This window comes from Amycolatopsis sp. NPDC051371, from assembly GCF_040682155.1.
Classification (GTDB): Bacteria; Actinomycetota; Actinomycetes; order Mycobacteriales; family Pseudonocardiaceae; genus Amycolatopsis.
Window position 1 is genome coordinate 180,263 of the sequence record NZ_JBFBAG010000007.1, and the last position, 23,033, is coordinate 203,295.

At 69.8% G+C, this 23,033-nt stretch carries 24 protein-coding genes; 8 read left to right on the plus strand and 16 right to left on the minus strand.

Features of this window, described 5'->3' with window-relative positions:
• Nucleotides 1–23 precede the first annotated feature (23 nt).
• From sufC to AB0M59_RS12015, 4 genes are read right to left on the minus strand one after another with little or no spacing between them, the layout of a single operon-like run.
• A complete protein-coding gene (gene sufC / locus AB0M59_RS12000; protein WP_364612728.1) occupies nt 24–794 on the minus strand; it encodes a Fe-S cluster assembly ATPase SufC in 771 nt (256 codons plus the stop codon).
• Nucleotides 795–827: 33 nt separating this feature from the next.
• Nucleotides 828–2,000 (minus strand): Fe-S cluster assembly protein SufD, encoded by a 1,173-nt coding sequence (gene sufD / locus AB0M59_RS12005; RefSeq protein ID WP_364612731.1) that lies wholly within the window; start codon nt 1,998–2,000, stop codon nt 828–830.
• Nucleotides 2,001–2,002: 2 nt separating this feature from the next.
• On the minus strand, nt 2,003–3,451 hold the full coding sequence (gene sufB, locus AB0M59_RS12010; protein WP_364612734.1) for a Fe-S cluster assembly protein SufB: 1,449 nt from the start codon (nt 3,449–3,451) through the stop codon (nt 2,003–2,005).
• Nucleotides 3,448–4,248 carry a metalloregulator ArsR/SmtB family transcription factor gene (locus AB0M59_RS12015; RefSeq protein WP_364612920.1) on the minus strand — a complete coding sequence of 267 codons (801 nt, stop codon included), beginning with the start codon at nt 4,246–4,248 and terminating at the stop codon, nt 3,448–3,450. Before AB0M59_RS12015 ends, sufB begins: the two co-directional genes overlap by 4 nt.
• A 139-nt stretch (nt 4,249–4,387) precedes the next feature.
• On the opposite strand from AB0M59_RS12015, the gene mptB reads away from it, so the two are divergent.
• The 7 genes from mptB to AB0M59_RS12050 all read left to right on the plus strand — a co-directional run bounded on the left by mptB (nt 4,388) and on the right by AB0M59_RS12050 (nt 11,258).
• Entirely contained in the window at nt 4,388–6,040 is a 1,653-nt protein-coding gene (gene mptB / locus AB0M59_RS12020; protein ID WP_364612923.1) for a polyprenol phosphomannose-dependent alpha 1,6 mannosyltransferase MptB, read from the plus strand.
• 6 nt (nt 6,041–6,046) lie between these two features.
• Nucleotides 6,047–6,973: an ABC transporter ATP-binding protein gene (locus AB0M59_RS12025; RefSeq protein ID WP_364612737.1), complete on the plus strand. Its 927-nt coding sequence runs from the start codon at nt 6,047–6,049 to the stop codon at nt 6,971–6,973.
• Entirely contained in the window at nt 6,970–7,755 is a 786-nt protein-coding gene (locus AB0M59_RS12030; protein WP_364612740.1) for an ABC transporter permease, read from the plus strand. Before AB0M59_RS12025 ends, AB0M59_RS12030 begins: the two co-directional genes overlap by 4 nt.
• A 49-nt stretch (nt 7,756–7,804) precedes the next feature.
• Complete coding sequence (locus AB0M59_RS12035; RefSeq protein ID WP_364612743.1) at nt 7,805–8,638, plus strand: septum formation family protein; 834 nt, start codon at nt 7,805–7,807, stop codon at nt 8,636–8,638.
• 405 nt (nt 8,639–9,043) lie between these two features.
• Nucleotides 9,044–10,003 (plus strand): COX15/CtaA family protein, encoded by a 960-nt coding sequence (locus AB0M59_RS12040; protein WP_364612746.1) that lies wholly within the window; start codon nt 9,044–9,046, stop codon nt 10,001–10,003.
• A gap of 48 nt (nt 10,004–10,051) precedes the next feature.
• Complete coding sequence (locus AB0M59_RS12045; protein ID WP_364612749.1) at nt 10,052–10,975, plus strand: acyl-CoA desaturase; 924 nt, start codon at nt 10,052–10,054, stop codon at nt 10,973–10,975.
• Between the two features lie 124 nt (nt 10,976–11,099).
• Nucleotides 11,100–11,258 carry a hypothetical protein gene (locus tag AB0M59_RS12050; RefSeq protein WP_364612752.1) on the plus strand — a complete coding sequence of 53 codons (159 nt, stop codon included), beginning with the start codon at nt 11,100–11,102 and terminating at the stop codon, nt 11,256–11,258.
• A 49-nt stretch (nt 11,259–11,307) separates the two neighbouring features.
• Here AB0M59_RS12050 and AB0M59_RS12055 read toward each other — a convergent pair whose 3' ends face one another.
• The 3 genes from AB0M59_RS12055 to AB0M59_RS12065 all read right to left on the minus strand — a co-directional run bounded on the left by AB0M59_RS12055 (nt 11,308) and on the right by AB0M59_RS12065 (nt 13,972).
• Nucleotides 11,308–12,492: a hypothetical protein gene (locus AB0M59_RS12055; RefSeq protein ID WP_364612755.1), complete on the minus strand. Its 1,185-nt coding sequence runs from the start codon at nt 12,490–12,492 to the stop codon at nt 11,308–11,310.
• 317 nt (nt 12,493–12,809) lie between these two features.
• Nucleotides 12,810–13,670 (minus strand): hypothetical protein, encoded by an 861-nt coding sequence (locus tag AB0M59_RS12060; RefSeq protein ID WP_364612758.1) that lies wholly within the window; start codon nt 13,668–13,670, stop codon nt 12,810–12,812.
• The gene (locus AB0M59_RS12065; RefSeq protein WP_364612761.1) at nt 13,667–13,972 is read right to left on the minus strand and encodes a hypothetical protein; all 306 of its coding nucleotides are present in this window, start codon (nt 13,970–13,972) and stop codon (nt 13,667–13,669) included. Before AB0M59_RS12065 ends, AB0M59_RS12060 begins: the two co-directional genes overlap by 4 nt.
• Before the next feature lie 80 nt (nt 13,973–14,052).
• Here AB0M59_RS12065 and AB0M59_RS12070 point away from each other — a divergent pair, with 80 nt between their 5' ends.
• A complete protein-coding gene (locus tag AB0M59_RS12070; RefSeq protein ID WP_364612764.1) occupies nt 14,053–15,021 on the plus strand; it encodes a quinone oxidoreductase in 969 nt (322 codons plus the stop codon).
• A 69-nt stretch (nt 15,022–15,090) separates the two neighbouring features.
• On the opposite strand, the gene AB0M59_RS12075 is transcribed toward AB0M59_RS12070, so the two are convergent.
• The 9 genes from AB0M59_RS12075 to AB0M59_RS12115 all read right to left on the minus strand — a co-directional run bounded on the left by AB0M59_RS12075 (nt 15,091) and on the right by AB0M59_RS12115 (nt 22,743).
• A complete protein-coding gene (locus AB0M59_RS12075; RefSeq protein ID WP_364612767.1) occupies nt 15,091–15,648 on the minus strand; it encodes an FKBP-type peptidyl-prolyl cis-trans isomerase in 558 nt (185 codons plus the stop codon).
• Nucleotides 15,649–15,658: 10 nt separating this feature from the next.
• On the minus strand, nt 15,659–17,902 hold the full coding sequence (locus AB0M59_RS12080; RefSeq protein WP_364612770.1) for an ATP-binding domain-containing protein: 2,244 nt from the start codon (nt 17,900–17,902) through the stop codon (nt 15,659–15,661).
• 62 nt (nt 17,903–17,964) lie between these two features.
• Nucleotides 17,965–18,804 (minus strand): hypothetical protein, encoded by an 840-nt coding sequence (locus AB0M59_RS12085; protein WP_364612773.1) that lies wholly within the window; start codon nt 18,802–18,804, stop codon nt 17,965–17,967.
• On the minus strand, nt 18,801–19,289 hold the full coding sequence (locus tag AB0M59_RS12090) for a hypothetical protein (protein ID WP_364612776.1): 489 nt from the start codon (nt 19,287–19,289) through the stop codon (nt 18,801–18,803). Before AB0M59_RS12090 ends, AB0M59_RS12085 begins: the two co-directional genes overlap by 4 nt.
• Before the next feature lie 12 nt (nt 19,290–19,301).
• Nucleotides 19,302–20,219: a hypothetical protein gene (locus AB0M59_RS12095; protein ID WP_364612779.1), complete on the minus strand. Its 918-nt coding sequence runs from the start codon at nt 20,217–20,219 to the stop codon at nt 19,302–19,304.
• Nucleotides 20,220–20,222: 3 nt separating this feature from the next.
• Nucleotides 20,223–20,594, minus strand: a complete 372-nt coding sequence (locus AB0M59_RS12100) for a type VII secretion target (RefSeq protein ID WP_364612782.1) — start codon at nt 20,592–20,594, stop codon at nt 20,223–20,225.
• Nucleotides 20,595–20,660: 66 nt separating this feature from the next.
• Nucleotides 20,661–21,278 (minus strand): hypothetical protein, encoded by a 618-nt coding sequence (locus tag AB0M59_RS12105; RefSeq protein ID WP_364612785.1) that lies wholly within the window; start codon nt 21,276–21,278, stop codon nt 20,661–20,663.
• Nucleotides 21,275–21,721 (minus strand): hypothetical protein, encoded by a 447-nt coding sequence (locus AB0M59_RS12110; protein WP_364612788.1) that lies wholly within the window; start codon nt 21,719–21,721, stop codon nt 21,275–21,277. The genes AB0M59_RS12105 and AB0M59_RS12110 overlap by 4 nt, the downstream gene beginning before the upstream one ends.
• A 41-nt stretch (nt 21,722–21,762) precedes the next feature.
• Nucleotides 21,763–22,743, minus strand: coding sequence for a heme o synthase (locus AB0M59_RS12115; RefSeq protein WP_364612791.1), 981 nt, complete (start codon nt 22,741–22,743; stop codon nt 21,763–21,765).
• Nucleotides 22,744–23,033: the final 290 nt, after the last annotated feature.

Sequence of the window (23,033 nt, forward strand, 5' to 3'; positions counted from 1 at the left end):
TCGGTGTAGTACTGGGAAAAGCGTCAGAGTGCGGCCGGCTCGGGCTTGCCGACGTACTTGACGTAGCCGTTCTCCTCCAGCTCTTCCGCCAGCTCCTTGCCGCCCGACTCGACGATCTTGCCGCCGGCGAAGACGTGCACGAAGTCCGGCGTGATGTGCCGCAGGATCCGGGTGTAGTGCGTGATCAGCATGACGCCGACCTCGCTCGAAGCCTTGTACGCGTTCACGCCCTCGGACACGACGCGCAGGGCGTCGACGTCCAGACCCGAGTCGGTCTCGTCGAGGATGGCGAACTTCGGCTTGAGCAGCGCCAGCTGCAGGATCTCGTGGCGCTTCTTCTCGCCGCCGGAGAAGCCCTCGTTGACCGAGCGCTCGGCGAACTCCTGCGAGATCTCGAGCTTGCCCATCTCCTCCTTGACCTCCTTGACCCAGTGGCGCAGCTTCGGAGCCTCGCCACGGACCGCGGTGGCCGCGGTGCGGAGGAAGTTGGACATGGACACGCCCGGCACCTCGACGGGGTACTGCATGGCCAGGAACAGGCCGGCGCGGGCGCGCTCGTCGACGCTCATCTCGAGCACGTTCTCACCGTCGAGCAGCACCTCGCCGGAGGTCACCTGGTACTTCGGGTGACCGGCGATCGCGTAGGACAGGGTGGACTTGCCGGAGCCGTTGGGGCCCATGATCGCGTGCGTCTCGCCCGACTTGATCGTCAGGTTGACGCCCTTGAGGATCTCCTTGGCGCCCTCGTCGGTGTTGACCGAGGCGTGCAGGTCCTTGATTTCCAGGGTAGCCATTCTTCGTTTCCTAAAAGTCTGCGGTGGACGGCGTCAGGCGCCAACGGCTTCGAGCTCGGCCTCGATCGCGGCTTCGAGGCGCTCGCGCACCTCCGGGACGTCGATCTTCACCAGGATCTCGTGGAAGAACCCGCGCACGACCAGACGGCGGGCGGCCTCTTCGCCGATCCCGCGCGACTGGAGGTAGAACAACTGCTCGTCGTCGAACCTTCCCGTCGCGCTCGCGTGGCCGGCGCCTTCGATCTCGCCGGTCTCGATCTCGAGGTTCGGCACCGAGTCCGCGCGGGCGCCTGGGGTGAGCACCAGGTTGCGGTTGAACTCGTAGGTGTCGGTGGACTCGGCCGCGGCCCGGATCAGCACGTCGCCGATCCACACCGTGTGCGCGCCCTCGCCCTGCAGCGCGCCCTTGTAGCCCACGCGCGACTTGCAGTTGGGCACCGCGTGGTCGACGAAGAGGCGGTGCTCCTGGTGCTGGCCACCGTCGGCGAAGTAGACGCCGAGCATGTCGACGTCGCCGCCCTTGTCGGTGAAGGTCGCCGTCGGCGAGACGCGGACCAGGTCACCGCCCAGGGTGATCACGGTGTGCCGCAGCGCGGCGTCGCGGCCCAGCTTCAGGTGCTGCTCGGAGACGTGCACCGCGTCGTCGGCCCAGTCCTGGACGCTGACCACGGTGACCTTGGCGCCGTCGCCGATGACGAACTCGACGTTGTCGGCGTAGGTGCCGGAGCCGACGTGGTCCAGCACGACCACGGCCTCGGCGAACGCCTCGGCGCGGACCTGCAGGTGCCCGTAGGCGACCTGGTCCACACCCGGGCCGTGGATGCGCAGCACCGACGGCTTGGACGCCTTCGTCTCCTTGGGCACCGTCACGATGGTGGCCTTCTGGAAGGACGAGTACGCCTGGGCGGCGATCCGGTCGCTCGGGACGCCGGCCTGGCCGAGGCGCGAGTCGTCGCGGCCGACGGTCTCGATCGTCAGCTCGGGCGCGGCGTCGGCTTCGAGGGTGATCTCGCCGGTGGCGGGTGCGCTGCCGTCGTGCAGGCCGCGCAGCCGCTTCATCGGCGTGAAGCGCCAGTTCTCCTCACGGCCGCCCGGGACCTCGAAGGCCTCGACGTCGTAGGAGGTGAAGCGCTCCGCGCGGGAGGCCGCCGGAATGACGGCCCCCTCGCGAAGCGACTCCGAAACGTTGTTCTCGGTAACCGACATGACTAGCCGACGGACCCTTCCATCTGGAGCTCGATCAGGCGGTTCAGCTCGAGCGCGTACTCCATCGGCAGCTCACGCGCGATGGGCTCGACGAACCCGCGCACGATCATCGCCATCGCCTCGGCCTCGTCGAGACCGCGCGACATCAGGTAGAACAGCTGCTCTTCGCTGACCTTCGACACCGTGGCCTCGTGGCCCATGGACACCTCGTCGTTGCGGATGTCCACGTACGGGTACGTGTCCGAGCGCGAGATCGTGTCCACCAGCAGCGCGTCGCACACGACGCTGGAGCGCGAGTGGTGCGCGCGCTTCGCCACGCGGACCAGGCCGCGGTAGGAGGTGCGGCCGCCGCCGCGCGCCACCGACTTCGACACGATGGTCGAGGACGTGTGCGGCGCGAGGTGCTCCATCTTGGCGCCCGCGTCCTGGTGCTGGCCCTCGCCCGCGAACGCGACCGACAGGACCTCGCCCTTGGCGTGCTCGCCCATGAGGAACACCGACGGGTATTTCATCGTCACCTTGGAACCGATGTTGCCGTCGATCCATTCCATGGTCGCGCCCTCTTCGCACTTGGCGCGCTTGGTGACCAGGTTGTAGACGTTGTTCGACCAGTTCTGGATGGTCGTGTAGCGGCAGCGGGCGCCCTTCTTGACGATGATCTCCACGACCGCCGAGTGCAGCGAGTCGGACTGGTAGATCGGCGCCGTGCAGCCTTCGACGTAGTGCACGTAGGCGTCTTCGTCGACGATGATCAGGGTGCGCTCGAACTGGCCCATGTTCTCGGTGTTGATCCGGAAGTAGGCCTGCAGCGGGATGTCCACCTTGACGCCCTTGGGCACGTAGATGAACGAACCGCCGGACCAGACCGCCGTGTTCAGCGCGGAGAACTTGTTGTCACCGGCCGGGATGACCGAGCCGAAGTACTCCTCGAACAGCTCAGGGTGCGTCTTGAGCGCGGTGTCGGTGTCCAGGAAGAGCACGCCCTGGGCCTCGAGGTCCTCGCGGATCGAGTGGTAGACGACCTCGGACTCGTACTGCGCCGCGACACCGGCGACGAGGCGCTGCTTCTCCGCCTCGGGGATGCCCAGCTTGTCGTACGTGTTCTTGATGTCCTCGGGAAGGTCTTCCCAGCTCGCAGCCTGCTTCTCGCTGGAGCGGACGAAGTACTTGATGTTGTCGAAGTCGATCCCGGAGAGGTCCGCACCCCAGTTGGGCATGGGCTTCTTCTCGAAGAGCTTGAGCGCCTTCAGTCGCGCTTCGCGCATCCACTCCGGCTCGGACTTCTTCCCGGAGATGTCGGTGACGACATCTTCGTTCAGCCCGCGACGGGCGCTGGCGCCCGCCTCGTCGGAGTCGGCCCAGCCGAACGCGTACTTGCCCAGGGACTCGATGGTCTCTTCCTGGCTCAAGGGCGCGGTGGTGGGAGTGCGCTGCTCAGCAGCGGCAGTCATGCGGGTTTCCCTCCATTCGGGATCCGTGCTTCGCGCCTCGGGGACAGCGGCTCCGCCGTCCTCGAAGGCTCTGTGCTTCCCGGCTCGGGATGGGCCGGGTGACCCGCCGTAACGGGTACGTGGGTGGTGCACGCGGAATCACCGCGCGCGATGGTCGCCAGCCGCTGGACGTGGGTGCCCAGCAGCCGCGCGAACGCCTCCGTCTCGGCCTCGCAGAGCTGCGGGAACTCCGCGGCCACGTGGGCGACCGGACAGTGGTGCTGACAGAGCTGCGCTCCGACGTTCTGACCCGGGGCGGGCGCGCCGACCTGACGGGTCGACGCAGCGTAGCCCTCCCTGGTCAGCGCGGTCGCGAGGACCTCCGCGCGCGTCGCCGGATCACTCGACCCGGTGATCGCCGCACGGTGCGGCTCGACCAGAGACGCGACGCGACGCTCGGCGAAGGCGCGTACGGCGTCTTCGCCCGCGTGCTCGGCGAGGAAGCGGATGGCGGACACGGCCAGGTCGTCGTAGGCGTGCCCGAACCGCGCGCGGCCGGACTCGGTGAGCAGGAAGAGCTTGGCCGGACGACCTCGCCCACGGGGCCCGCGGCGCGGCGCGTCCCGCGTCTCGGCTTCGCCGTCCGCGAGAAGCGCGTCGAGGTGCCGGCGGACGGCTGTCGGGCTGATCCCGAGCTGCTCGGCGACCACGACAGCGGTCATGGGACCCTGTTCCAGGAGCAGCCGCGCGACCTCGTGCCGGGTCTTGCCCTCGGCGCTGACCTGCGACGGAACATGCGGAAGCGCGGCGCGGGGCATGTCGCCGCCCGCCTGGTCACCCGCCTCCGTCTTTTTCACAACACAAGTGTGTCTTATTTCCCGGCGGTCGGCAAAGGCGGGGTGTCCGGCAGTGACCCGACTCACTCCGGAGCGGCCCCGATACCCTGCACCCGTGGCAGTGGGTGAACAGGACCAGCAAGCGACGGTGCTCGAGACCGGGCACGCCCACCCCGTGACGCTCTCGCCCGTCCGGCCCAGCGAACCCCTCCCCCTCGAAGCGGACGAGCGGCGCGGGCTGAACGTCGTGCGCCGCTTCGGCACGATCGGGTCGCTCTTCCTCGCTCTCGGCTCCCTCGGCGCCGGCGCCGCCCCGGTGATCAACCCGGTGCAGGAGATCCCGGTGCTGCGGCTGTTCACCCGCATCCCGACCGTGTCGCTGGCCATCGCGATCTCCGGCATGGGCATCCTCGTGCTGAGCTGGTTGATGCTCGGGAAGTTCGCCCGGCCCGACCGCGCCCGGCTCGCGTCGCAGGGCCAGCTCGCGCGCACGATCGCCCTGTGGGTGCTGCCGCTGCTGGTCATCCCGCCGCTGTTCTCCCGCGACGTCTACAGCTACCTCGCGCAGAGCGAGATCGTGCACCGCGGCATGGACCCCTACGTCCTCGGCCCGGCGCAGGCCCTCGGCGTCGCCGACCCGTTCACCATGGGCGTGTCGAACATGTGGCGCGAGACACCGGCGCCGTACGGGCCCCTGGTGCTGCGCCTCGGCGGCTGGCTCGCGCCGCTGTCCGGCAACAGCATCGCCGTCGGCGTGCTCCTGCAGCGCGTGCTCGCCCTCGCCGGCGTGGTCCTCATCGTCTGGGCGCTGCCCCGGCTGGCCCGCCGCTTCGGCGTCCAGCCCGCCACCGCGCTGTGGCTCGGTGCCCTGAACCCGCTGCTGATCTTCCACTTCGTCGCCGGCGCCCACAACGACGCGCTCGCCATCGGCCTGATGCTCGCGGGGCTGGAGGTCGGCATCCGGCGGCTGCCGATCCGGGTGAAGGGCGACACGCCACCACCCCTGGCGCGCGGCGAGCTGCTCTACATCGGGCTCGGGGTGGCGATCATCACCTTGGGCGTCGCGGTGAAGCTGCCCGCCCTGTTCGCCTTGCCGTTCTTCGCCGTGATGGTCGCGCGGCGCTGGCACGGCCGGCTCAAGGACCTCTTCTTCGCCGGAGCGCCGATGGCGCTGTGGTTCGGTGTCGTGCTCGTCGCCGTCTGCTTCGGCACCGGCCTCGGCTTCGGCTGGGTCGGCGCGACGTTCGACACCCCCGGCCTGGTCCGCTCCTGGATCTCCCCCACCGCCGAGATCGCCAACCTCTCCGGCGTCCTCGGCATCGCGCTCGGGCTCGGCAACCACACCAACGGCCTGGTGCCGATCCTCGGCGCGCTCGGCTACCTGATCGCCGTCGCCATCACGGTCAAGTTCCTGTGGGACAGCTTCAAGTGGCGCTACCGGCCGATCATCGGCCTCGGCGTCTCCCTCGGCGCGGTGATGATCCTGCAGATCAACCTGCAGCCCTGGTACCTGCTGTGGGCGGTGATCCCCCTCGCGGCCGCGGCCGGGACGTCCCGGTTCCGGGTGGCCGCGGCGGTCGTGTCCGCCGCCCTGCCCTTCCTGCTACCGCCGACCGGCAGCACCTTCGACGGCCGGCCGTACGTGCTTCCGTTCGCCTACGTCGCGGCGATCGTCGTGTGCGGCGGCGGGATGCTGATCGTGCGGCGCCTCGCTCCCGTCTTGCTCTCCAGGCCGTCCCCGCGGGTGCCCGCGCCGGTCGACGCCGTATCGTGACCCGATGTGAGTGCCCCCGCCGTCGAGATCACCGGGCTGGTGAAAAGCTACGGCTCCACCCGCGCGGTCGACGGTCTCGACCTGCGGATGGAGCGCGGCAGCCTGCTCGCCCTGCTCGGCCCCAACGGGGCCGGCAAGACCACCACCGTCGAGGTCTGCGAAGGCTTCCTCCGGGCTGACGCGGGCACGGTCCGCGTGCTCGGCCTCGACCCCGTGCGCGAGTCGGCCGAGCTGCGCCCCCGCGTCGGGATCATGCCCCAGGGCGGCGGCGCGTACCCCGGCGTCCGCGCCGACGAGATGCTCGGTCTGGTCGCCTCCTGCGCGGCCTCCCCGCTGGACCCGGCCTGGCTGCTGGACATCCTCGGGCTGGCCTCGGTGCGGCGGACGCCGTTCAAGCGCCTTTCCGGCGGGCAGCAGCAGCGGCTTTCGCTGGCGTGCGCGCTGGTCGGGCGCCCGGAGCTGGTGTTCCTCGACGAGCCGACCGCGGGCATGGACCCGCAGGCCCGTCGGCTGGTGTGGGACCTGCTGGGCGCGCTGCGCCGCGACGGCGTCTCGGTGCTGCTGACCACGCACTTGATGGAAGAGGCCGAAGCGCTGGCCGACACGGTGGTGATCGTGGACCACGGCAAGGTCGTCGTCTCTGGTGCGCCGCAGTCGTTGACGATCGACGAGAGCGGCAACGCGGGCCTGCGGTTCAAGGCGCGCACGCGGCTGGACACGGCGCTGCTGACGGCGGCGCTGCCGGAGGGCTACGCGGTGCGCGAGTCGGCGCCGGGCACGTACGTCGTGGCCGGCTCGGTCGACCCGCAGGTCGTGTCGACGGTCACGGCGTGGTGCGCGCAGCAGGGCGTGCTGCCGGAGGAGCTGCAGGTCGGCAAGCGGACGCTCGAAGAGGTCTTCCTGGAGCTGACCGGACGGGAGCTGCGGGCATGAGCGTGTTCGAGCCTGGCGTCTTCACCCCGGCGCCCGGACGCGGGTCCCTGGGCCGCATGCTGCGCACGCACGCGCGGGTCGAGGCCAGCCTGACGCTGCGCCACGGCGAGCAGGTCCTGCTGACGTTGCTCATTCCGTTGGCCTTGCTCATCGGGCTGTCCGTGCTGGACATCCTCCCCGCGTCCCAGCTCGGCTCGACGTCCAAAGTGGACTGGATCACGCCGCGGATCCTGGCGCTGGCGGTGATGTCGTCGGCCTTCACCGGCCAGGCGATCGCGCTGGGCTTCGACCGGCGTTACGGAGTGCTGAAGCGCCTTTCGGCGACGGCGTTGCCGCGGTGGTTGCTGGTGGCGGGCCGCCTCGCGGCGGCGCTGGTGGTCGTCGTCCTGCAGTCGGTGATCATCGGGGTGGTGGCGGCTTTCCTGGGGTGGTCGCCGTCCCTGTCGGGGCTTTTTTCGGCGGTTTTGCTGCTGGTGCTGGGGACGTTGGCGTTCGGGGCTCTGGGTGTGCTTTTGGGCGGGGCTTTGCGGGCTGAAGCCGTGCTGGCGCTGGCGAACATCGTCTGGTTCGTACTGCTGCTGGCGGGCGGCATCCTGCTGGCGCCGTCGGCGCTGCCTTCGGGGCTGGCCCAGGTGGTGGAGCTGCTGCCGTCGGGGGCGCTGGCCGAGGGGATGCGGTCCGCTTTGGTCGACGGGGCGTTCGCGCCCGGGCCAATGCTGGTCTTGGCCGTCTGGGCGGTGCTCGCGGGAGCGCTGGCTTCCCGCACGACGAAGCTCACCTGACAGCTTTCTCGGGACCGGTCCCCTCGCCCGCGTCCTAGCGTCGTCCCCCATGGGCTCGCGACGTTTCCTCGTGCTGGTGCTGCCACTCCTGCTGGCCGGCTGCACGACGTTCGCCGGCGGCCGCGCGACACCCGCGACCGTCGTCCCGACGACACCGGGTGTCCCGCGGCCGGGCACCGGCGTCGGGCCGTACCGCAGCGGGGACTGCCTCGAACTCCCCGCGGACGACGGCGAAATCACGAAGGTGGGTTGCGACCGCCCGCACGAGTACGAGGTGATGACGTCGGCGAGCTTCACCCCGGACGTCCCGGCGACGTACCCACCGGACGTGAAGCGCCTCGCCCGGCCGGCCTGCCGGACCGCGCTACCGGCCTACCTGGGCAGCCCGGACGCGGACGCGAGCACCCTGGAAACGTTCGCGCTGTGGCCGAAGGAGCGGGACTGGAGCGCGGGCGCGCGTTGGTACGCGTGCCTGGTCACCGCCCGGGGCGGGGACAACAAGCCGGTGAAGCAGCCGGGCGCGCTCGCCGGGGTGCTGGCGCGCGGGCTCGGCCGGTTCCAGGAGTGCCGGGCGGGCGAGCCGCTCAAGGAGAGCCCGGTCCACGTGGTGCCCTGCACCGGCACGCACCGCTCGGAGGCGCTGCCCGGCGTGCGGGTGCTGGGCCCGGCGACCGATCCACCGGTCGACCTGAACGGCCCGGAGGTACCGAAGGCGATCGCCGACTGCGAGCGGAAGGCGATCGCGTACCTGGGCGGCCGCCGGCCGGGCACCACGTCGACGGTGATCCTCCCGATCCCCCAGGACTGGCCGACGGGCGAGACGACCGCGGTGTGCTGGGTGATCTCGGAGCAGCCGGTGCCGGGTCCGCTGGGCCGCGGCTGAGCCGTGCGTTCGAGGTCTGCCGGCGCCACCGAAGCGACCTGCTGCGCCTTACCCGACCGACGGCCCGAGGCCTGCCGGGCCCACGTCATCGAGGCCTGCCGGGCCACACACGACCGAGACCCGCCGTGTCACTGCTGACCCATGCGTCCGAGGTGCGCCACGCCATCGGCAACCCGCGTCACCAAGGACCACAGCGCCGCACCCCGGCCCCCGCGACCAAGGGCCGCCGCGCCACCCGCACCCCGGGTCACCAAGGCCGCCAGGATCAAGACCCACCGCGTCACACCCGGCGCCCGCGACCGAGGTCCGCCGCCCGCCGTGACCTAGGTCCCTTGTGTCCACGCCTCCGTTCTGGGCGCCGGGACCTGCCGAAAGCCGTATTTCCGCGCGCTCTACCATCGATGGGTGCCGTTCACCAGCCTCGTCGCCCGCCTGCCGTTTCCGTCCGCCGCCGTGCAGCGGGCCGTCGGGATCGCCGCGGTCCTCGCGCAGGCGCTGATCGGCGTCACCGGCTCCATCGTGCGCGTCACCGGCTCGGGCCTCGGCTGCCCGACCTGGCCGCAGTGCGTCGCCGGCAGTCTGGTCCCCGTGAACCACCCGGGCATCCACGCGCTCAACCAGTGGATCGAGTTCGGCAACCGGATGCTCACCGGCGTCGTCATCGCCGTCGCCGCGGTCGCGGTCATCACGGCGTGGCGCGTGCAGATCGACCACCCGAGCCGCACCCGCCTGGTCAAGCTGGCCTGGACGATGCCCGGCGGCGTCGTGCTGCAAGCCGTCGTCGGCGGGATGACCGTGCTCGCCAAGCTCGAGTGGTGGACGGTCGCGATCCACTTCCTCGCCACCACTCCCCTCGTCTGGCTCGCGGTCCTGCTGCTGCGCGCGTTCCGCGAAGGCGACGAGCCCGCCCGCCCGCTGGTCCCCGGCCGCTCGGTTCTGGTCGCGCTCGCCGTCGTGATGTGGCTGGTGCTGGCCGCGGGCACGACGGTGACCGGCGCCGGCCCGCACAGCGGCGACATCAACACCCACCGCCTCGCCGTCTCGGTGGAGACGCTCGCCCAGGTGCACGGCGGACTGCTGGTGCTGCACATGCTGCTTCTGGCGGTGTTCGGCCTGACGCTGCTGCGCGCCGGCGCGCCGAAGGGGCTGTGGCAGCGCTACATCGCGGTGTGGGTGGTGGCGCTCGCGCAGGGCGGGCTCGGCTCGCTGCAGTACGCGCTGGGCGTTCCGGAGGCGATGGTGTCGTTCCACGTCCTCGGCGCGATGGCGGTGATCATCGCGACGGCGTCCCTGTGGACGGGAAGCCGCGACCGCGGTCCGGCCGTCTCCCTGACGGCGGCGCCTAAGGAGCTCGCCACCGCCTGAGCAGCCGGTGGTCATGCCGCCTTAACTCGCACCGCTTAGGGTTGGCCCATGACGACGCGCTCCGCGCCCAAGCCGCTCATCTCCCACCGCCGGGGAACCGGCGAGATGCTCGTGCTGAAGACATTCCTGCTGGTGCCGTTCGCGGCCCTCCTCGTCGCGGTCCCGCTGGTGTGGGGCTGGGGCATGACGTGGATCGACCTGGCCCTGGCGGCGACGTTCTACGTGTTCGCGACGCTCGGGGTGACGGTCGGCTACCACCGCTACTTCACCCACGGCGCGTTCAAGGCATCGCGGCCCCTGCGGGTGATCTTGGCCATCGCGGGCAGCATGGCGGTGCAGGGATCGGTGATCTTCTGGGTGGCGAGCCACCGCCGGCACCACGCGTTCGCCGACCGTGAGGGCGACCCGCACTCGCCGTGGCTGTTCGGCACATCGGCATCGGCGCTGCTGCGCGGCTTCTGGCACGCGCACATGGGCTGGATGTTCGGCCGCGAAGTGACCAACGCGGACCGCTTCGCCCCGGACCTGGTGGCTGACGGCGATCTTCGAGTCGTCAACCGGTACTTCTGGCTGTGGATCACGCTGAGCCTGGCTCTGCCGGCTCTCTTGGGCGGCCTGCTGACGTGGTCCTGGTGGGGCGCGGTGACGGCGTTCTTCTGGGCCGGGTTGGTGCGGATCGCTTTCCTGCACCATGTCAACTGGTCGGTGAACTCGATTTGCCACCTGATCGGGGAGAGGCCGTTCGCGAGCCGCGACAAGGCGGCCAACTTCTGGCCGCTGGCGCTGCTTTCGATGGGCGAGTCCTGGCACAACTCGCACCACGCAGATCCGACCTGTGCGCGGCACGGGGTGCTGCGGGGGCAGGTCGATATCTCGGCGCGAGTGATTCGGACTTTTGAGCAACTCGGGTGGGCTACCGATGTGCGGTGGCCGCGGGCAGACCGTCTTGCCGCGAAGCGGGCGACCACTTAGGCAAGCACAGGTACGATCTTACCGGGTTCACGTCGACACCAAAGAGAGATGCCGTGCTCGATCGTGTCGGCCGCTTCCTGTCTACCGTGAGTCGAATTTTCCCAACCGGCGAAGGAGACTCACGGTGAAGAACAACGATAACCACTGGCGCAGAACACTTGCAGCGGCAGCCATGGTTCTCGCACTGTTCGGAGCGACCGCACTGGCGTCGAGCAGCCACGAACCGACGGCCCCCACCGTCTCCGTCGTCGCAGGTGGCGGCGGCGGCAATACGGGGAACTGATCAGTTCCACCAGGATCGATCTCTCGTGACCGAGGTGACTTCACGTCGGTCACGAGGATTTCCACCTGAACGCCACGCCATAGCTCTCCCGCGGATGGCACCCTTCGAGAAAAGTGTGCTGAACGAAACCGTCCCCGATGGGAAGCAGATGCGGATCACCCTGCGGCGGCTGACAAGTCCGTTCGAATTCGAGCTGCTCCGCGTACCACCAGCACGCCTCGGGGAGCTGCTTCGCATCGAAGTTCAGCTGGATGGTCAAACCCCCGGGTGCGATCCCGTGGTGGTCGACGTCGACGTTGAGCCACCGGCGTTCCTCCTCCAAGTGCCCGTCGAGCGCCTCGGAGACGAATTCGTACCGCTCGCCCTTCCGCAGCGTCCGGCGAAAGCGCAACCGCACCACCGCCGGGCCGCAGGGTGGAGCCGCCACACGACACGCCCACAGAGCCTTCACCGGAAGGTCTCCTGTGTCGTGTTTCCAGCCGATGCGTGCGTGGACGTTGAAACCGTCGACGCCGTCCTCACACGCGACGATGTCGCGTTCAGTGATGCGGCGCTGCACCGTCCGGTGGTGCATCACCGCCCTGACGAGCATGTGCTTCACGAACACCGGCTGCGCCCCCTTCGACGCCGCCCGGGCTCGCCAGCTGACACACCCCGCGTTCGTCGCCTCCACCGCCCCGCGACCGATGTCGACGTAGGGCTGCCAGTCCGGTCCGTCCAGCAAATCGAGTTTATTGGTCAGCGACGCGGCCAACGCCTCGAGCCCCCATCGCCAAGCCTGGTTCATCGGCGTCGTGGTGGTGGGCGGCGGGTCACCGAAGACGCGCGGAAGCACCATCAGCTGCCGGAACCGGTCGCCCAGCTTGGTCTTCCAGACGGTGCCGCCCGGCGCCGGCGGTACCCGGAACGCCGCCATCAGGGTGGCGCGGCGGCGGTCGTTGCCGACCGATCCGATCTCGTCGACGAGCAGACCCCAGATGGCGAACGCGCGCGTCTCGGATACTCCAGCCGACAGCGACGCCGTCGGCTCCACCAATGAGCTGAGCACGTGCGCCGACTCGCTCGCCGGTTCTTCGATCGCCTCGCGAAGGAATCGAAGCGGCTCCCCCTCCTTGCGGGTCGCCAGCCAGCGCAGCGCGGCTTCGACCTCGGCGGGCGAACTCGCTTCGCTCGCCGGTCCCCAGTCCGTCCGGATGCTCAAGGAATCCTCCGCTACTCCGACGAAGATCGACAAGTGCCGAAATTCTGCGAGCAACGGCGAAAATCTGATGACAACCCTTCGACAACGAGAAACCCGCCCTGGAAACAAGAGATCATTCCCGGACCGGCTCACCGCCCGCCACCATTGCCCCGTGCGTACTAGTACACCGATAAAGGGGTAGCACAGTGACCAGAAAGAGGACAAGTGACGAATCCGCGCGGGGCCGAAGCCTCCGGGAATTGATCAAAGTCGGCTTGAGCGGGATCGGCGGGCTCTACCTGATCACCGGCTCCCTAGCCGTGACCGCGATCGGGGCCGTCGTCGCCCTTGCGCTCGCCGCGGTGCGGTGACTACGCCAGCTGCTGCCGCACCGCCGAAGCGAACCGCATTGCCGCCGATGCGTCCGTCTGACGGAAGCCCAACGACGGCTCCGTCAGCTCCAGCTCCAGCAGCAACGGCTTCCCGTCCGCACCACGCACCACATCCACCCGTGCGTACAGCAGCTCCGCACGCAAGATCCCCAGCAAAGCCGACGCCGCGTCCAGGACGTCCTCCGCCAACGCGACCGCGTCCGCGGGCGGCGAGGCCGCGGCCAACGATTCGGACAGGTACAACCCCGAGGCATCCATTGTGGACCCCAGCATCGCGGCCTTGGAGAATGCGTGCGAGTAGAACCCACCCAGGTAAACCAACGCCAGCTCGCCGGAAGTGTCCACGCTGGACTGATACGGCTGAATCAGCGCCGTGTGCCCGTCGGCGTGCAGGGCCTCGACGTGAGAGGTGGCGTCCGCGCCGCCGGCGAACTTGGCCGCACCGCGGGAACCCGCGCCGACCGAAGGCTTCACCACGAAGTCCGACGAAGGGAACCGGGCCGAGTCACCGGGCGAGACCAGGACTGTCGGGACCACCGCCAAACCCGCGTCGAGCAGCTCCGTGAGGTACGACTTGTCCGTGTTCCACCGGACGACGGCCGCGGAGTTGAACAAAGCAGGGACCGACTCGCACCACGACAGGAACTCCGGACGGCGGGAAGCGTAGTCCCACGTCGCCCGCAGGATCACCGCGTCGGCGTCGGCGAACGCGGCACCCGAGTCCCAAGCCGCCCAGGACACCGAGAAACCCAATGACTCCAAAGCGGGCACTACAGCGTCGTCGTCGCCGTCGCCCGAAGGGAGCTCCGCGCAGCCGACCAGGATTGCCGTGCGGCTCACCGGCCGGCCATCTTGCGGCGGTGCTCCGGGCCGATCTTCGTCTGGTTGACCGTCTCCGCGTCCCACGTCGCCGGTGAGAGGTCTTCGACCGCCTCGATCAATGCCGAACCCGTCTCGACGCTGGGCACCACGACGTCACCGAGAGCGCCGTCGGCTCCGACCAGCACTACGCGCGCGCCCGCCCGGCCGATGTTCTCCACCACCGCGCGGGACGGCTTGCCGTGCGCCTTCACGAACTTGCGCGCCGCGCCCAGCTGCGCGCTGGTCGGCGGCGAAACAGTCTCTTCCACGTCCCGAACCATAACCAAAGACCGGCCGGAACGCGGAACAGCGTGGCGTCGGCCATAGTTGTGCCTGGGAGAACCCGACCCCAGGAGGACGCATGCCCACCGCAGTCCAGGTGACGAAGACCGGCGGCCCGGAAGTGCTCGAAGCGGCCGAAGTGGACGTCCGCGCCCCGGAGGCCGGCGAACTGCTGGTCGACGTCGCCGCGGCCGGCGTCAACTACATCGACACCTACCAGCGCCAGGGCATCTACCCGATCGACCTGCCGTTCGTCCTCGGCCTCGAGGGCGCCGGGACGGTCGTCGAAGCCGCCTCCGGGACCGGGTTCGAGGCCGGCGACCGCGTCGCCTGGCAGGGCTCCCTCGGCAGCTACGCGGCGCGCAAGGTCCTCCCCGCGTCGATGGCCGTGAAGGTGCCCGAAGGCGTCTCGCTGGAGACGGCGGCCGCGACCATGCTTCAGGGCATGACGGCGCACTACCTGGTCGCGTCCACGTTCGAGGTCAAGGCGGGCCACGACGTGCTGGTGCACGCGGCCGCGGGTGGCGTCGGCCTGCTGCTGGTGCAGCTGGCGAAGGCGCGCGGCGCCCGCGTGATCGGCACCGTGTCGACCGAGGAGAAGGAGAAGCTCGCCCGCGAGGCCGGCGCCGACGAGGTGATCCGCTACGACCGCGACGACTTCGCGAAGATCACCCGCGAGCTGACCGGCGGCGACGGCGTCGACGTCGTGTACGACGGCGTCGGCAAGGACACCGTCGACGGCAGCCTGGCCAGCCTCAAGATCCGCGGCCTGCTGGCGCTGTTCGGCGCCTCCAGCGGCCCGGTCCCGCCGATCGACCCGCAGCGCCTCAACTCCGGCGGCTCGCTGTACCTCACCCGCCCGACGTCGGCGCACTACACGCGCACCCGCGAGGAGATCGACTGGCGCTCCAAGGAGCTGTTCGACGCGGTCCTCGCGGGCGACCTCACCGTCCGCATCGGCGGCAAGTACCCGCTGGCCGACGCCCGGCGCGCCCACGAGGACCTTCAGGGCCGCCGCACCACCGGCAAGCTCCTGCTCATCCCCTGAAAGCCGTGAAGGCCACCTTGAGGAACGTAGAGTTCCTCAAGGTGGCCTTCACGAACTCGAGGCTCTGCTCTAGGCCGCCGGGACCGCCACCGCGTCGGTGACGAACACCAGCGTCTCGTTCGGCTTGATGCCACGGCCACCCTCGCCGTACGCGAGGTCCGGCGGGATGATCAGCAGGCGGCGGCCGCCCTGCTTGATGCCCTCCAGGCCCTGGTCCCAGCCCGGGATGACCTCGCCCGCGCCCAGGGTGAGGTCGAACGGCTTCTGGCCGAACGAGCTGTCGAGCACCTGCTTGTCCGACCACGTCACCAGGTGGTAGTTCATCTGGAGCTTCTGGCCGGCCTTGGCGCCCGCGCCGGTGCCCGCGGACAGGTCCTTGGTGATCAGCTTCTTCGGCGGGTCGCAGTCGTCCGGGATGGTGATCTCCGGCTTCTCGCCGAACTTCCCCGTCGTCTTGATGTCGTCCGCGGTGCACTCGCGGCCCTTGCTCTGGGTCGCCTGCGCGGCGTCCGACGACGGGACGGGCGGGCCCGCCGGCGCGGCCGTCTGGGTCTTGGCGTCCTGGCCGCACGCGGCCAGCGACAGCGCCGCCGCGGCGACGACCACGATCTTCCCGATCTTCTGCATGCCGGGCACCCTAGCCAAGCACGGAGAGTGCCGGGACGTCGTCACCCGTGGCGACCACGCCGAGCCGCCGCGTAGCGCGCGTCAGGGCCACGTACAGGTCGTTGAGCCCGCGCGGCGAGCCCGCCACGACCTCGTCCGGCGCGACCAGGATCACCGAATCGAACTCGAGGCCCTTCGCCCGCTCGACGGTCAGCACGCTCAGCCGCTCGTCATGCTCCGAAAGCCACGACGACACCTCGTCGAACCGGTGAGTGGGCACCAGTACTGCGACCGTGCCACCGTCCACAGCGGACAGTTCGCCGTCCACCAGCCCGGGCAGCTCCGCGGCGAGGGAAGCCGGCCGCACCGACCAGGGCGCCACCCCGGTCTCCCGCACCGAAGACGGCGCCGACAACGCCGGGTCGACCTCGGCGAGCACGCGGGCCGCGACCGCCATGATCTCGGCGGGCGTGCGGTAGTTCACGGTCAGCTGCTCGAGCCGCCACCGGTCCGCGACGTACGGCGAGAGCGCCTCGCCCCACGACCCCGCGCCGCCGGCCGCGCCCGTCTGCGCGACGTCGCCGACCAGCGTCATCGACCGGTTCGGCGAGCGCCGCATGAGCAGCCGCCAGTCCATCGCCGAGAGCTCCTGGGCCTCGTCGACGATCACGTGCCCGAACGTCCAGGTCCGGTCCTGCGCGGCGCGCTGGGCGGCGGTCAGCTCGCTGCGCTCCACCTGGCGCTCGGCGAACAGCTCGGCGTCGAGGACGTCGGAGACGCGCAGCATTTCCTCGTCGATGATCTCCTCGTCCTGTTCGAGGATGTCGAGCACGCCCTCGGCGTACGCGCGGTCCTCGCGCTCACGGCGTTTGCGCTCGACGCGGGCCTCGGTGTCGTCGACGCCGATCAGCTCGGCCAGCTCGTCGAGCAGCGGCACGTCGGCCGGGGTCCACTTCGTGTCGCGGCCGCTCTCCAGCAGCGCGCGGTCCTCCTCCGGCAGGAGCTTCCGGCCGGCGGCGGAGAGGCGTTCGCGGTCGGCGAACAGGTCGTCGAGCACGCCTTCGGGGGTCAACACGGGCCAGAGCGAGTTCACCGCGGCGGCGATGTTCTCGTCGGCCGCCAGCTCGGCGCGGATGTCCTGCAGGTCCTGGCCGTCGAGGAGGTCGTCCCCCAGCTTCCGGGCGGCCTGGCGGGTCAGCGCGTCGAGGACGTCGGAGACGAACAGGCGCCGCGCCGGGTTGTGCGGGCGCCGCGACCGGCGGGCACGGGTCCGGGCGTCGGCGCACGTCTTGCGGTCGAGCTTGAGGACGTCGTGCTCGTACTCGATTTCCAGGACTGGCTCGGGCACGCGCTGGCGGTCGCGGACGGCGTTGGCGAGCACCTCCGCCATCACCAGCCGGCCCTTCACCTCGGTCGTCTCGCGCGGCTCGACGCCGTCGGCGTCCAGGCCCGGGTAGAGCTGCCCGACGGTGGCGAGCAGCACGCCGGTCTCGCCGAGCGACGGCAGCACCTGGCCGATGTAGCGCAGGAACGTGCTGTTCGGCCCGACGACGAGCACGCCGCGCGTGGTGAGCTGCTGGCGGTGCGTGTAGAGCAGGTAGGCCGCGCGGTGCAGCGCGACGGCGGTCTTGCCCGTGCCCGGGCCGCCCTGCACGACCATGACGCCGCCCAGCGGGGCGCGGATGATGCGGTCCTGCTCGGCCTGGATGGTCGCGACGATGTCGCTCATCTCGCCGGTGCGCCGCTGTTCGAGGGCGGCGAGCAGCGCGGCCTCGCCGGCCAGCCCGAGGTCCTGGCCCTGGTCGGCGGCGGTGAGGTCGAGGATCTCGTCGTCGAAGCCGGTGACCTTGCGGGTCAGCGACCGCAGGTGCCGGCGCCGCCGCACGCCTTCGGGCGACGCGGCGGTGGCGAGGTAGAAGGGCCGCGCGACGGGCGCCCGCCAGTCGACGAGCAGCGGCCGGTAGTCGTCATCTTCGTCGAACAGCCCGAGGCGGCCGATGTAGGTGGTCTCCTCGGCGTTGCCGGGGACGAAGTCGAGCCGCCCGAAGGCCAGGCCCTGCTCGACGGAGCCGAGCTGGGCGAGGCGGTCGGTGTAGAGGGTCGTGGCGACGTCGCGTTCGGTGCGGGCCTGCGGGGTGCCGCCGGTCTGGCGGAGGGTCTCGTCGAGGCGCCGCTGGGCCTCGACGCGTTCGGCGTCGAGCTTCGCGTAGAGGGTGGTGACGTACGCCTGCTCGCGGGCGAGCTCGGCGGTGAAGCCGTCCGAGGACACGGACAAGAGGATCCTGCTTTCGCCTCATGGGAAAGAGCCGAACAAGTCTAACGGCCGCCCCGGCGCGATCATTCCGGCCCGAGGGCGCAGTACGGGTAGACCTCGGTGCGGGCGTCGTCGGCCGCGGCGGGGCCGCCCACGTACGGGATGACCCAGGTCTCCCGCTCCCCTGGTGTACACGACTTGCTGACCGGAGGCTGCCGCTCGACCACGATGTCGTTGCCGTGGGTGTCCCGGAACGTGAGCGGCATGTCGGCCGGGCCGTGGTCGCCCCCGACGATCCGGCCGGTGCGATCGCGGAAGACCACGGCGGTGCCACTGCTGGCCAGCGCCCGGCAGTTCGGGAACGTCTCACGGTAGTGGACGTCGACATAAGCCGGATTGTCCGGGTAGTACCGTGAAGTGCGGAGATAGGTAGCGCCGACCGGACCGAGGCTGCCCACGGCGGCGCGGGGCAGCCAGGTGTTCGATCCCACGCCCGCTTCGACGTCGGCCACTCGGATGTCGTGCTTGTGAGCACCTGTCCCGGCGCCGATCCGCTGGCCGGGCAGGAGCAGGGGAACCTCGACGCTCAGCTCGCCGGGCGTGACTTCGGGAAGCTCGTGACGTGCGGCGTCGAACAGCCGGAACCGCACCGTGATCCGGTACGCGACCTCGGCGCTGGAGTTCTCCAGGACGGCCCCGAGACTGACCAGGTCGAACGGACCCTGACTGAACCCCTGATCGACGACTTCGATCCCCCCTGTCGCGGGCGCCACCGGCGAACTCGCGGGGGCACGATCGGGGATGTCACAACTGTTGTCCGAGGGAGATCCCTCGAACCAGGGCAGCTTCGCTCCGGCGGAAACCACGATGGCGCCGAGGAGAACGACGGCGCCGAGCACCACGAGCAGCCCTTTCTTGTTCATCCGTAGAACCGCTTCCTCAGGGCGCTGACCTTCGCCAGGTAGTCCTGGATCAGGATGGTGACGGCCTCTTCGGCGCGCACCGCGAACTGTTCTTCGGCCAGCTCCCGGACCGTGCTGGGCACGATCTCCACCGCTATCTCCTGCATACCTACGCAGGTCAGGGAGATCCGGCCGTCGCTCGACCTCCCGCCGGCTTCGATCTTCGACCGTTCGTCGAGGAACTCGTGGTCCCGTTCGTCGCGCGGCGTGATGTCGAGGGCGGATTCGTCGATCGCCGCCCGGTACTGACGCAGCCAGCCCGCGTAAACCAGGCGTGCCAAGGCCGCCAGCGAGCGCTCCAGCCCATGTTCGTCGGCGAAGTCGTAGACGCTTTCGCCGAACGTGATCGTGATGTCCGTCCGGTTGCGCAGTTCGGCCTCGATGTCGGCGCCGGGTGCCCGGACTCGTACCCGGATGCCGTCGAGTCGGTCGGCGAGTCTTCCCATGGTCACGTTCCTTCAGTTCGATTCGCCGAGGCCGGCGCTGCCGGTGATCTCGCCTTCCGGAACGGAGGCGAGAGCCGGACGGGCGGAGACGAAATACGAAGGGTTGCTGCCGACCAGCGTCGTGACAGCCGCAATGTGTTTCGCGACCTGTGCCTCTTGGCCCGCAACCGCCTGCGTCAACTGATCGATCGCGGTCTTCATCGAGTTGATGATCTGCAGCGCCGTCTCCCCGCCGCCCTTGGGTGGGTCCGGGACGTTTTCGGGTGGCAGTACCGCCCCGACCTGCGCGGCCGCGCCGATCACCTGCAACGCAAGCGGGGCCGCCGCACCCTCGGTCGCGACGGTGAGGATGGCGGCGGCCGTGGCACCGATCGAAGAAAGCACGGTGAAGGTCACGTTCCACGTGTTCTTGTCACAGCACTTGTTGTCGAACGCGTCCATCGTGGCGTGCGCGATCTTGTCGATGTCGTCCCGGGTCTTCGACCACATCGCCTGGTGAGCCTCCAGTGCCGCTTTGAGGATCGCCGTGAGGATGAACTGGTTGGCGGAAATCGCCGGGAACGGATCGAGGAACTTCTGCTTGAACTGCATCGCGGCCTGCCCCGACCAGTCCTGGAGGTAGTCGCTCGCCGTGTGGATCTTCTCCAGCGTGGGATTGGCCAGGTAGGGGTTCTTGTCGATCGGGTCCTGGTCGATGTGCCCGCCGGACAGGTCGTGCATCGCGGCGGACAGGTCATCGATCATCGGCTGATAGCCGGCCGGATCGGGAACACGGGAAAACGGTTTGAACAAGGGCTCGATCACTTGCTGGTAATAGCCGTCGACACCTTGCCGCGCGTACTCCGGCTCGGTCTCGTGCTCGTCCAATGCCCGTTTGATCGCCAAGAACTTGATCTCGCTCGCGTGGGCCATCAGCTCTCCGAAGCTCACGCGTCACCGCCCCGGCGTGGGCTCGCCGCGTTCCGCGATCAGCTTGTGCAGCTGATCCGCGGCCGTGCGATCGGTCGTCGCGTACATCTCGACGGCCTTGGCCAGGGCCGCGGCGGTGTCGTTCAGATTGGCTTGGGTGTCCGTCATGAACTTCGCCGCGATGCCGTGCAACTCGACCCAGGCAGCGTGCACCGGCCCCAGCGCACCTCCGCCGAAGTGGTCGGGTCGGGCCATCGCGCCGTCCAGCCCGGACCGAGCCAGGCCGTACTTCGCGACGACGTCTCCGTAGACCGCGGAAACCGAGGGTAAATCGTCCTTGGCGACCACGAGCATCCGATAGAGATCGACGGCAAGGTCGACTCCGTGATCAGGCATGGCACCCTCCCCGAGTAAGCCCGACCACGGCAGTCTCCCACAGTGTTCGCGGGCACACCGAGAGTTTCAGAAGGCCGACAGATCGCAGTACGGGTAGACCTCGGCGCCGGGAGCAAGAGCCACCGGCAGTTCCTTCTCCCCCATCGCGCACGAAACGCTCGCCGCGGGTAGTTGCTCGGCGACGGTGATCCGGCCGGCGGTGTCGCGGTGAAGCACGACGGCGCCGCGGCTGGTCAGCGCGCGGCAGTTCGCCGAGGTGTAGCGGACACCTCCGGGGACGACGGTCGCGGTCACCGGGGTGAAGCCGCCCAGTGCCTCGGGCGCGAGCCAGGTCGCCGCGCCGAGCGCGGGCCGGTCGAGCGCGACGCCGATCCGCTGTCCCGGCGTGAGCACCGGCACCACGAGGCGCGTGGCCCCGGAGGTCACCGGGATCCGGTAGGCGGCCAGGGCGCTCGTGTTCTCCAGCACAGCCGCGCCCGGTCCCTGTTCGGCGACCCGAACGGTTCCGCCGTCGGGCGCCGGGCCCGCGACCGCGGTGATCCGCGACGGGATGGCGCAGGCGGTGCCGAGCAGCTCGTTCGTGTCGAGCGACACCTTGCCGCGGCCGATGAACGCCAGGAGGCCGAGGACCACGACGGCCGCCAGCACCGCCAGGATCCGGTCTTTGCCGGGCCGTGGCCTCACGGCCGGTCCGGGCTGATCACCTTGTACACGTCACCCGCGGTCCCGTAGTAGGACCCGGCGACGACGTGGATCGTGGTTCGCGAGTCCGGCTGCCAGTACGTGCGCACCTCGTCCGGGTCGGACGGGTACGGCACCTCGTCGAGCCGCACGCCCCGCTCGGCGAGCACCGCGCCGACCTCGTCGAACGTCACCGGCGCGGGGAAGGCCCCGTAGCGCTCCCGGATCGCCGGGTTGACCAGCTCGGGGTCGCGGTACCGGAGCCGGTGGGCCTGGACCGAGAAGTGCGTCCCGGCCCACGGCTCGCGCGCACTGCCACGCTGCCAGAAGAACTCGACCAGGCCGTGGTCGCGCCCCAGGGAGTGCTTCGAAGGGTTGTCGCCGTAGTCGGCGCCGAGCAGCTCCGCCACCCGCTCGGGTGACCAGGTGTGGTCGGCGCCGAGCACGGTGCCCGACTCGACGACGTCCGCGAAGAACTCCGCCGGACTCAGAACGGCAGGCCGAGGGTGGGCAGGCCGATGGCCGAGTCGACCGCCAGCGCCACGAACACGATCATCAGGTACGTGTTGGACCGGTGGAACAGCGCCATCGGCTTCGTCTCTTCACCACGCCGGACCGCGGCCTGCAGGCTGTGCGCGTAGAAGAGGAACCAGCCGCCCGCCAGGACGGCGAACGAGCCGTACAGCCACGACGTCACCGGGAGCAGCAGCAGCGTCCACGCCACCATCACCCACGAGTAGATGACGATCTGCTTGGCGACGTGCTCGGCCGTGGCCACCACGGGGAGCATCGGGACGCCCGCGCGCTCGTAGTCGTCGCGGTACTTCATGCCCAGCGCCCACGTGTGCGGCGGCGTCCAGAAGAAGATGACGCCGAACATCACGAACGCCGGCCACTGCACGGTGCCGGTGACCGCGGCCCAGCCGATGACGACCGGCATGCAGCCCGCCGCGCCGCCCCAGACGACGTTCTGCGACGTGCGCCGCTTGAGGCCGAGCGTGTAGACGAAGATGTAGAAGAGGATCGTCGCGACCGCCAGGATCGCCGACAGCATGTTGACCGTGAAATAGAGCACGACGGCCGACGCGACGCCCATGACCAAGCCGAAGATCAGCGCGCCGCGCCGCGGCACCGAGTCCTTCACCAGCGGACGGCGCTTCGTGCGGTTCATCACCTTGTCGATGTCCGCGTCGATCACGCAGTTGAGCGCGTTCGCGCTGCCCGCGGCCATCGTCCCGCCGACCAGCGTGGCCAGGACCAGCCACGGCGAGGGGATCTGACGGCCGGCGAGGAACATCGCCGGGATGGTGGTCACCAGGAGGAGCTCGATCACGCGCGGCTTCGCCAGCGCCGCGTAGGCACCGACGACCTGGCGGACGCTTCGCCGGTCACCGTGCGGTCGCTCACCGGTCGGGTGCACGGCGCTGGTGTCGTCACTGCGTCCGTGCGCAGCGTTCACCAACGACATTTCACTCCCTGTGTCAGGTTCGGGGCGGGCACGGGGCCGCAGGCGTGTGGTGCCGCTGAAAACCTGCCGGTCTGAACCCTCGAACGATGTTAGACGTGGTGAATCCCGTGGGTGATCGCGGGTCCTCGAGGGGTCCAAGCACTAGGCTGGCCGCGACGGGCCGCGATTGCCCCTGCGCATGGCCGCGAGCAGGAATATCGTCCCTTCGGGATCGATTGAGATAGATGTGCGTGCGCACGGGTAACCGGAACGAGGAAGACAGCCGCAACAAGAATGACCGGGAGTTGGAG

What these genes read in the sequence shown, in the direction of transcription:
- AB0M59_RS12070 (WP_364612764.1), top strand. Translation starts at nt 14,053, where the DNA reads ATGCCCACCGCAGTCCAGGTGACGAAGACCGGCGGCCCGGAAGTGCTC.
- sufC (WP_364612728.1), bottom strand. Translation starts at nt 794, where the DNA reads ATGGCTACCCTGGAAATCAAGGACCTGCACGCCTCGGTCAACACCGAC.
- AB0M59_RS12030 (WP_364612740.1), top strand. Translation starts at nt 6,970, where the DNA reads ATGAGCGTGTTCGAGCCTGGCGTCTTCACCCCGGCGCCCGGACGCGGG.
- AB0M59_RS12090 (WP_364612776.1), bottom strand. Translation starts at nt 19,289, where the DNA reads ATGGGAAGACTCGCCGACCGACTCGACGGCATCCGGGTACGAGTCCGG.
- AB0M59_RS12045 (WP_364612749.1), top strand. Translation starts at nt 10,052, where the DNA reads ATGACGACGCGCTCCGCGCCCAAGCCGCTCATCTCCCACCGCCGGGGA.
- AB0M59_RS12075 (WP_364612767.1), bottom strand. Translation starts at nt 15,648, where the DNA reads ATGCAGAAGATCGGGAAGATCGTGGTCGTCGCCGCGGCGGCGCTGTCG.
- AB0M59_RS12115 (WP_364612791.1), bottom strand. Translation starts at nt 22,743, where the DNA reads ATGTCGTTGGTGAACGCTGCGCACGGACGCAGTGACGACACCAGCGCC.
- sufD (WP_364612731.1), bottom strand. Translation starts at nt 2,000, where the DNA reads ATGTCGGTTACCGAGAACAACGTTTCGGAGTCGCTTCGCGAGGGGGCC.
- AB0M59_RS12100 (WP_364612782.1), bottom strand. Translation starts at nt 20,594, where the DNA reads ATGCCTGATCACGGAGTCGACCTTGCCGTCGATCTCTATCGGATGCTC.
- AB0M59_RS12065 (WP_364612761.1), bottom strand. Translation starts at nt 13,972, where the DNA reads ATGGTTCGGGACGTGGAAGAGACTGTTTCGCCGCCGACCAGCGCGCAG.
- AB0M59_RS12015 (WP_364612920.1), bottom strand. Translation starts at nt 4,248, where the DNA reads ATGCCCCGCGCCGCGCTTCCGCATGTTCCGTCGCAGGTCAGCGCCGAG.
- AB0M59_RS12035 (WP_364612743.1), top strand. Translation starts at nt 7,805, where the DNA reads ATGGGCTCGCGACGTTTCCTCGTGCTGGTGCTGCCACTCCTGCTGGCC.
- sufB (WP_364612734.1), bottom strand. Translation starts at nt 3,451, where the DNA reads ATGACTGCCGCTGCTGAGCAGCGCACTCCCACCACCGCGCCCTTGAGC.
- AB0M59_RS12085 (WP_364612773.1), bottom strand. Translation starts at nt 18,804, where the DNA reads ATGAACAAGAAAGGGCTGCTCGTGGTGCTCGGCGCCGTCGTTCTCCTC.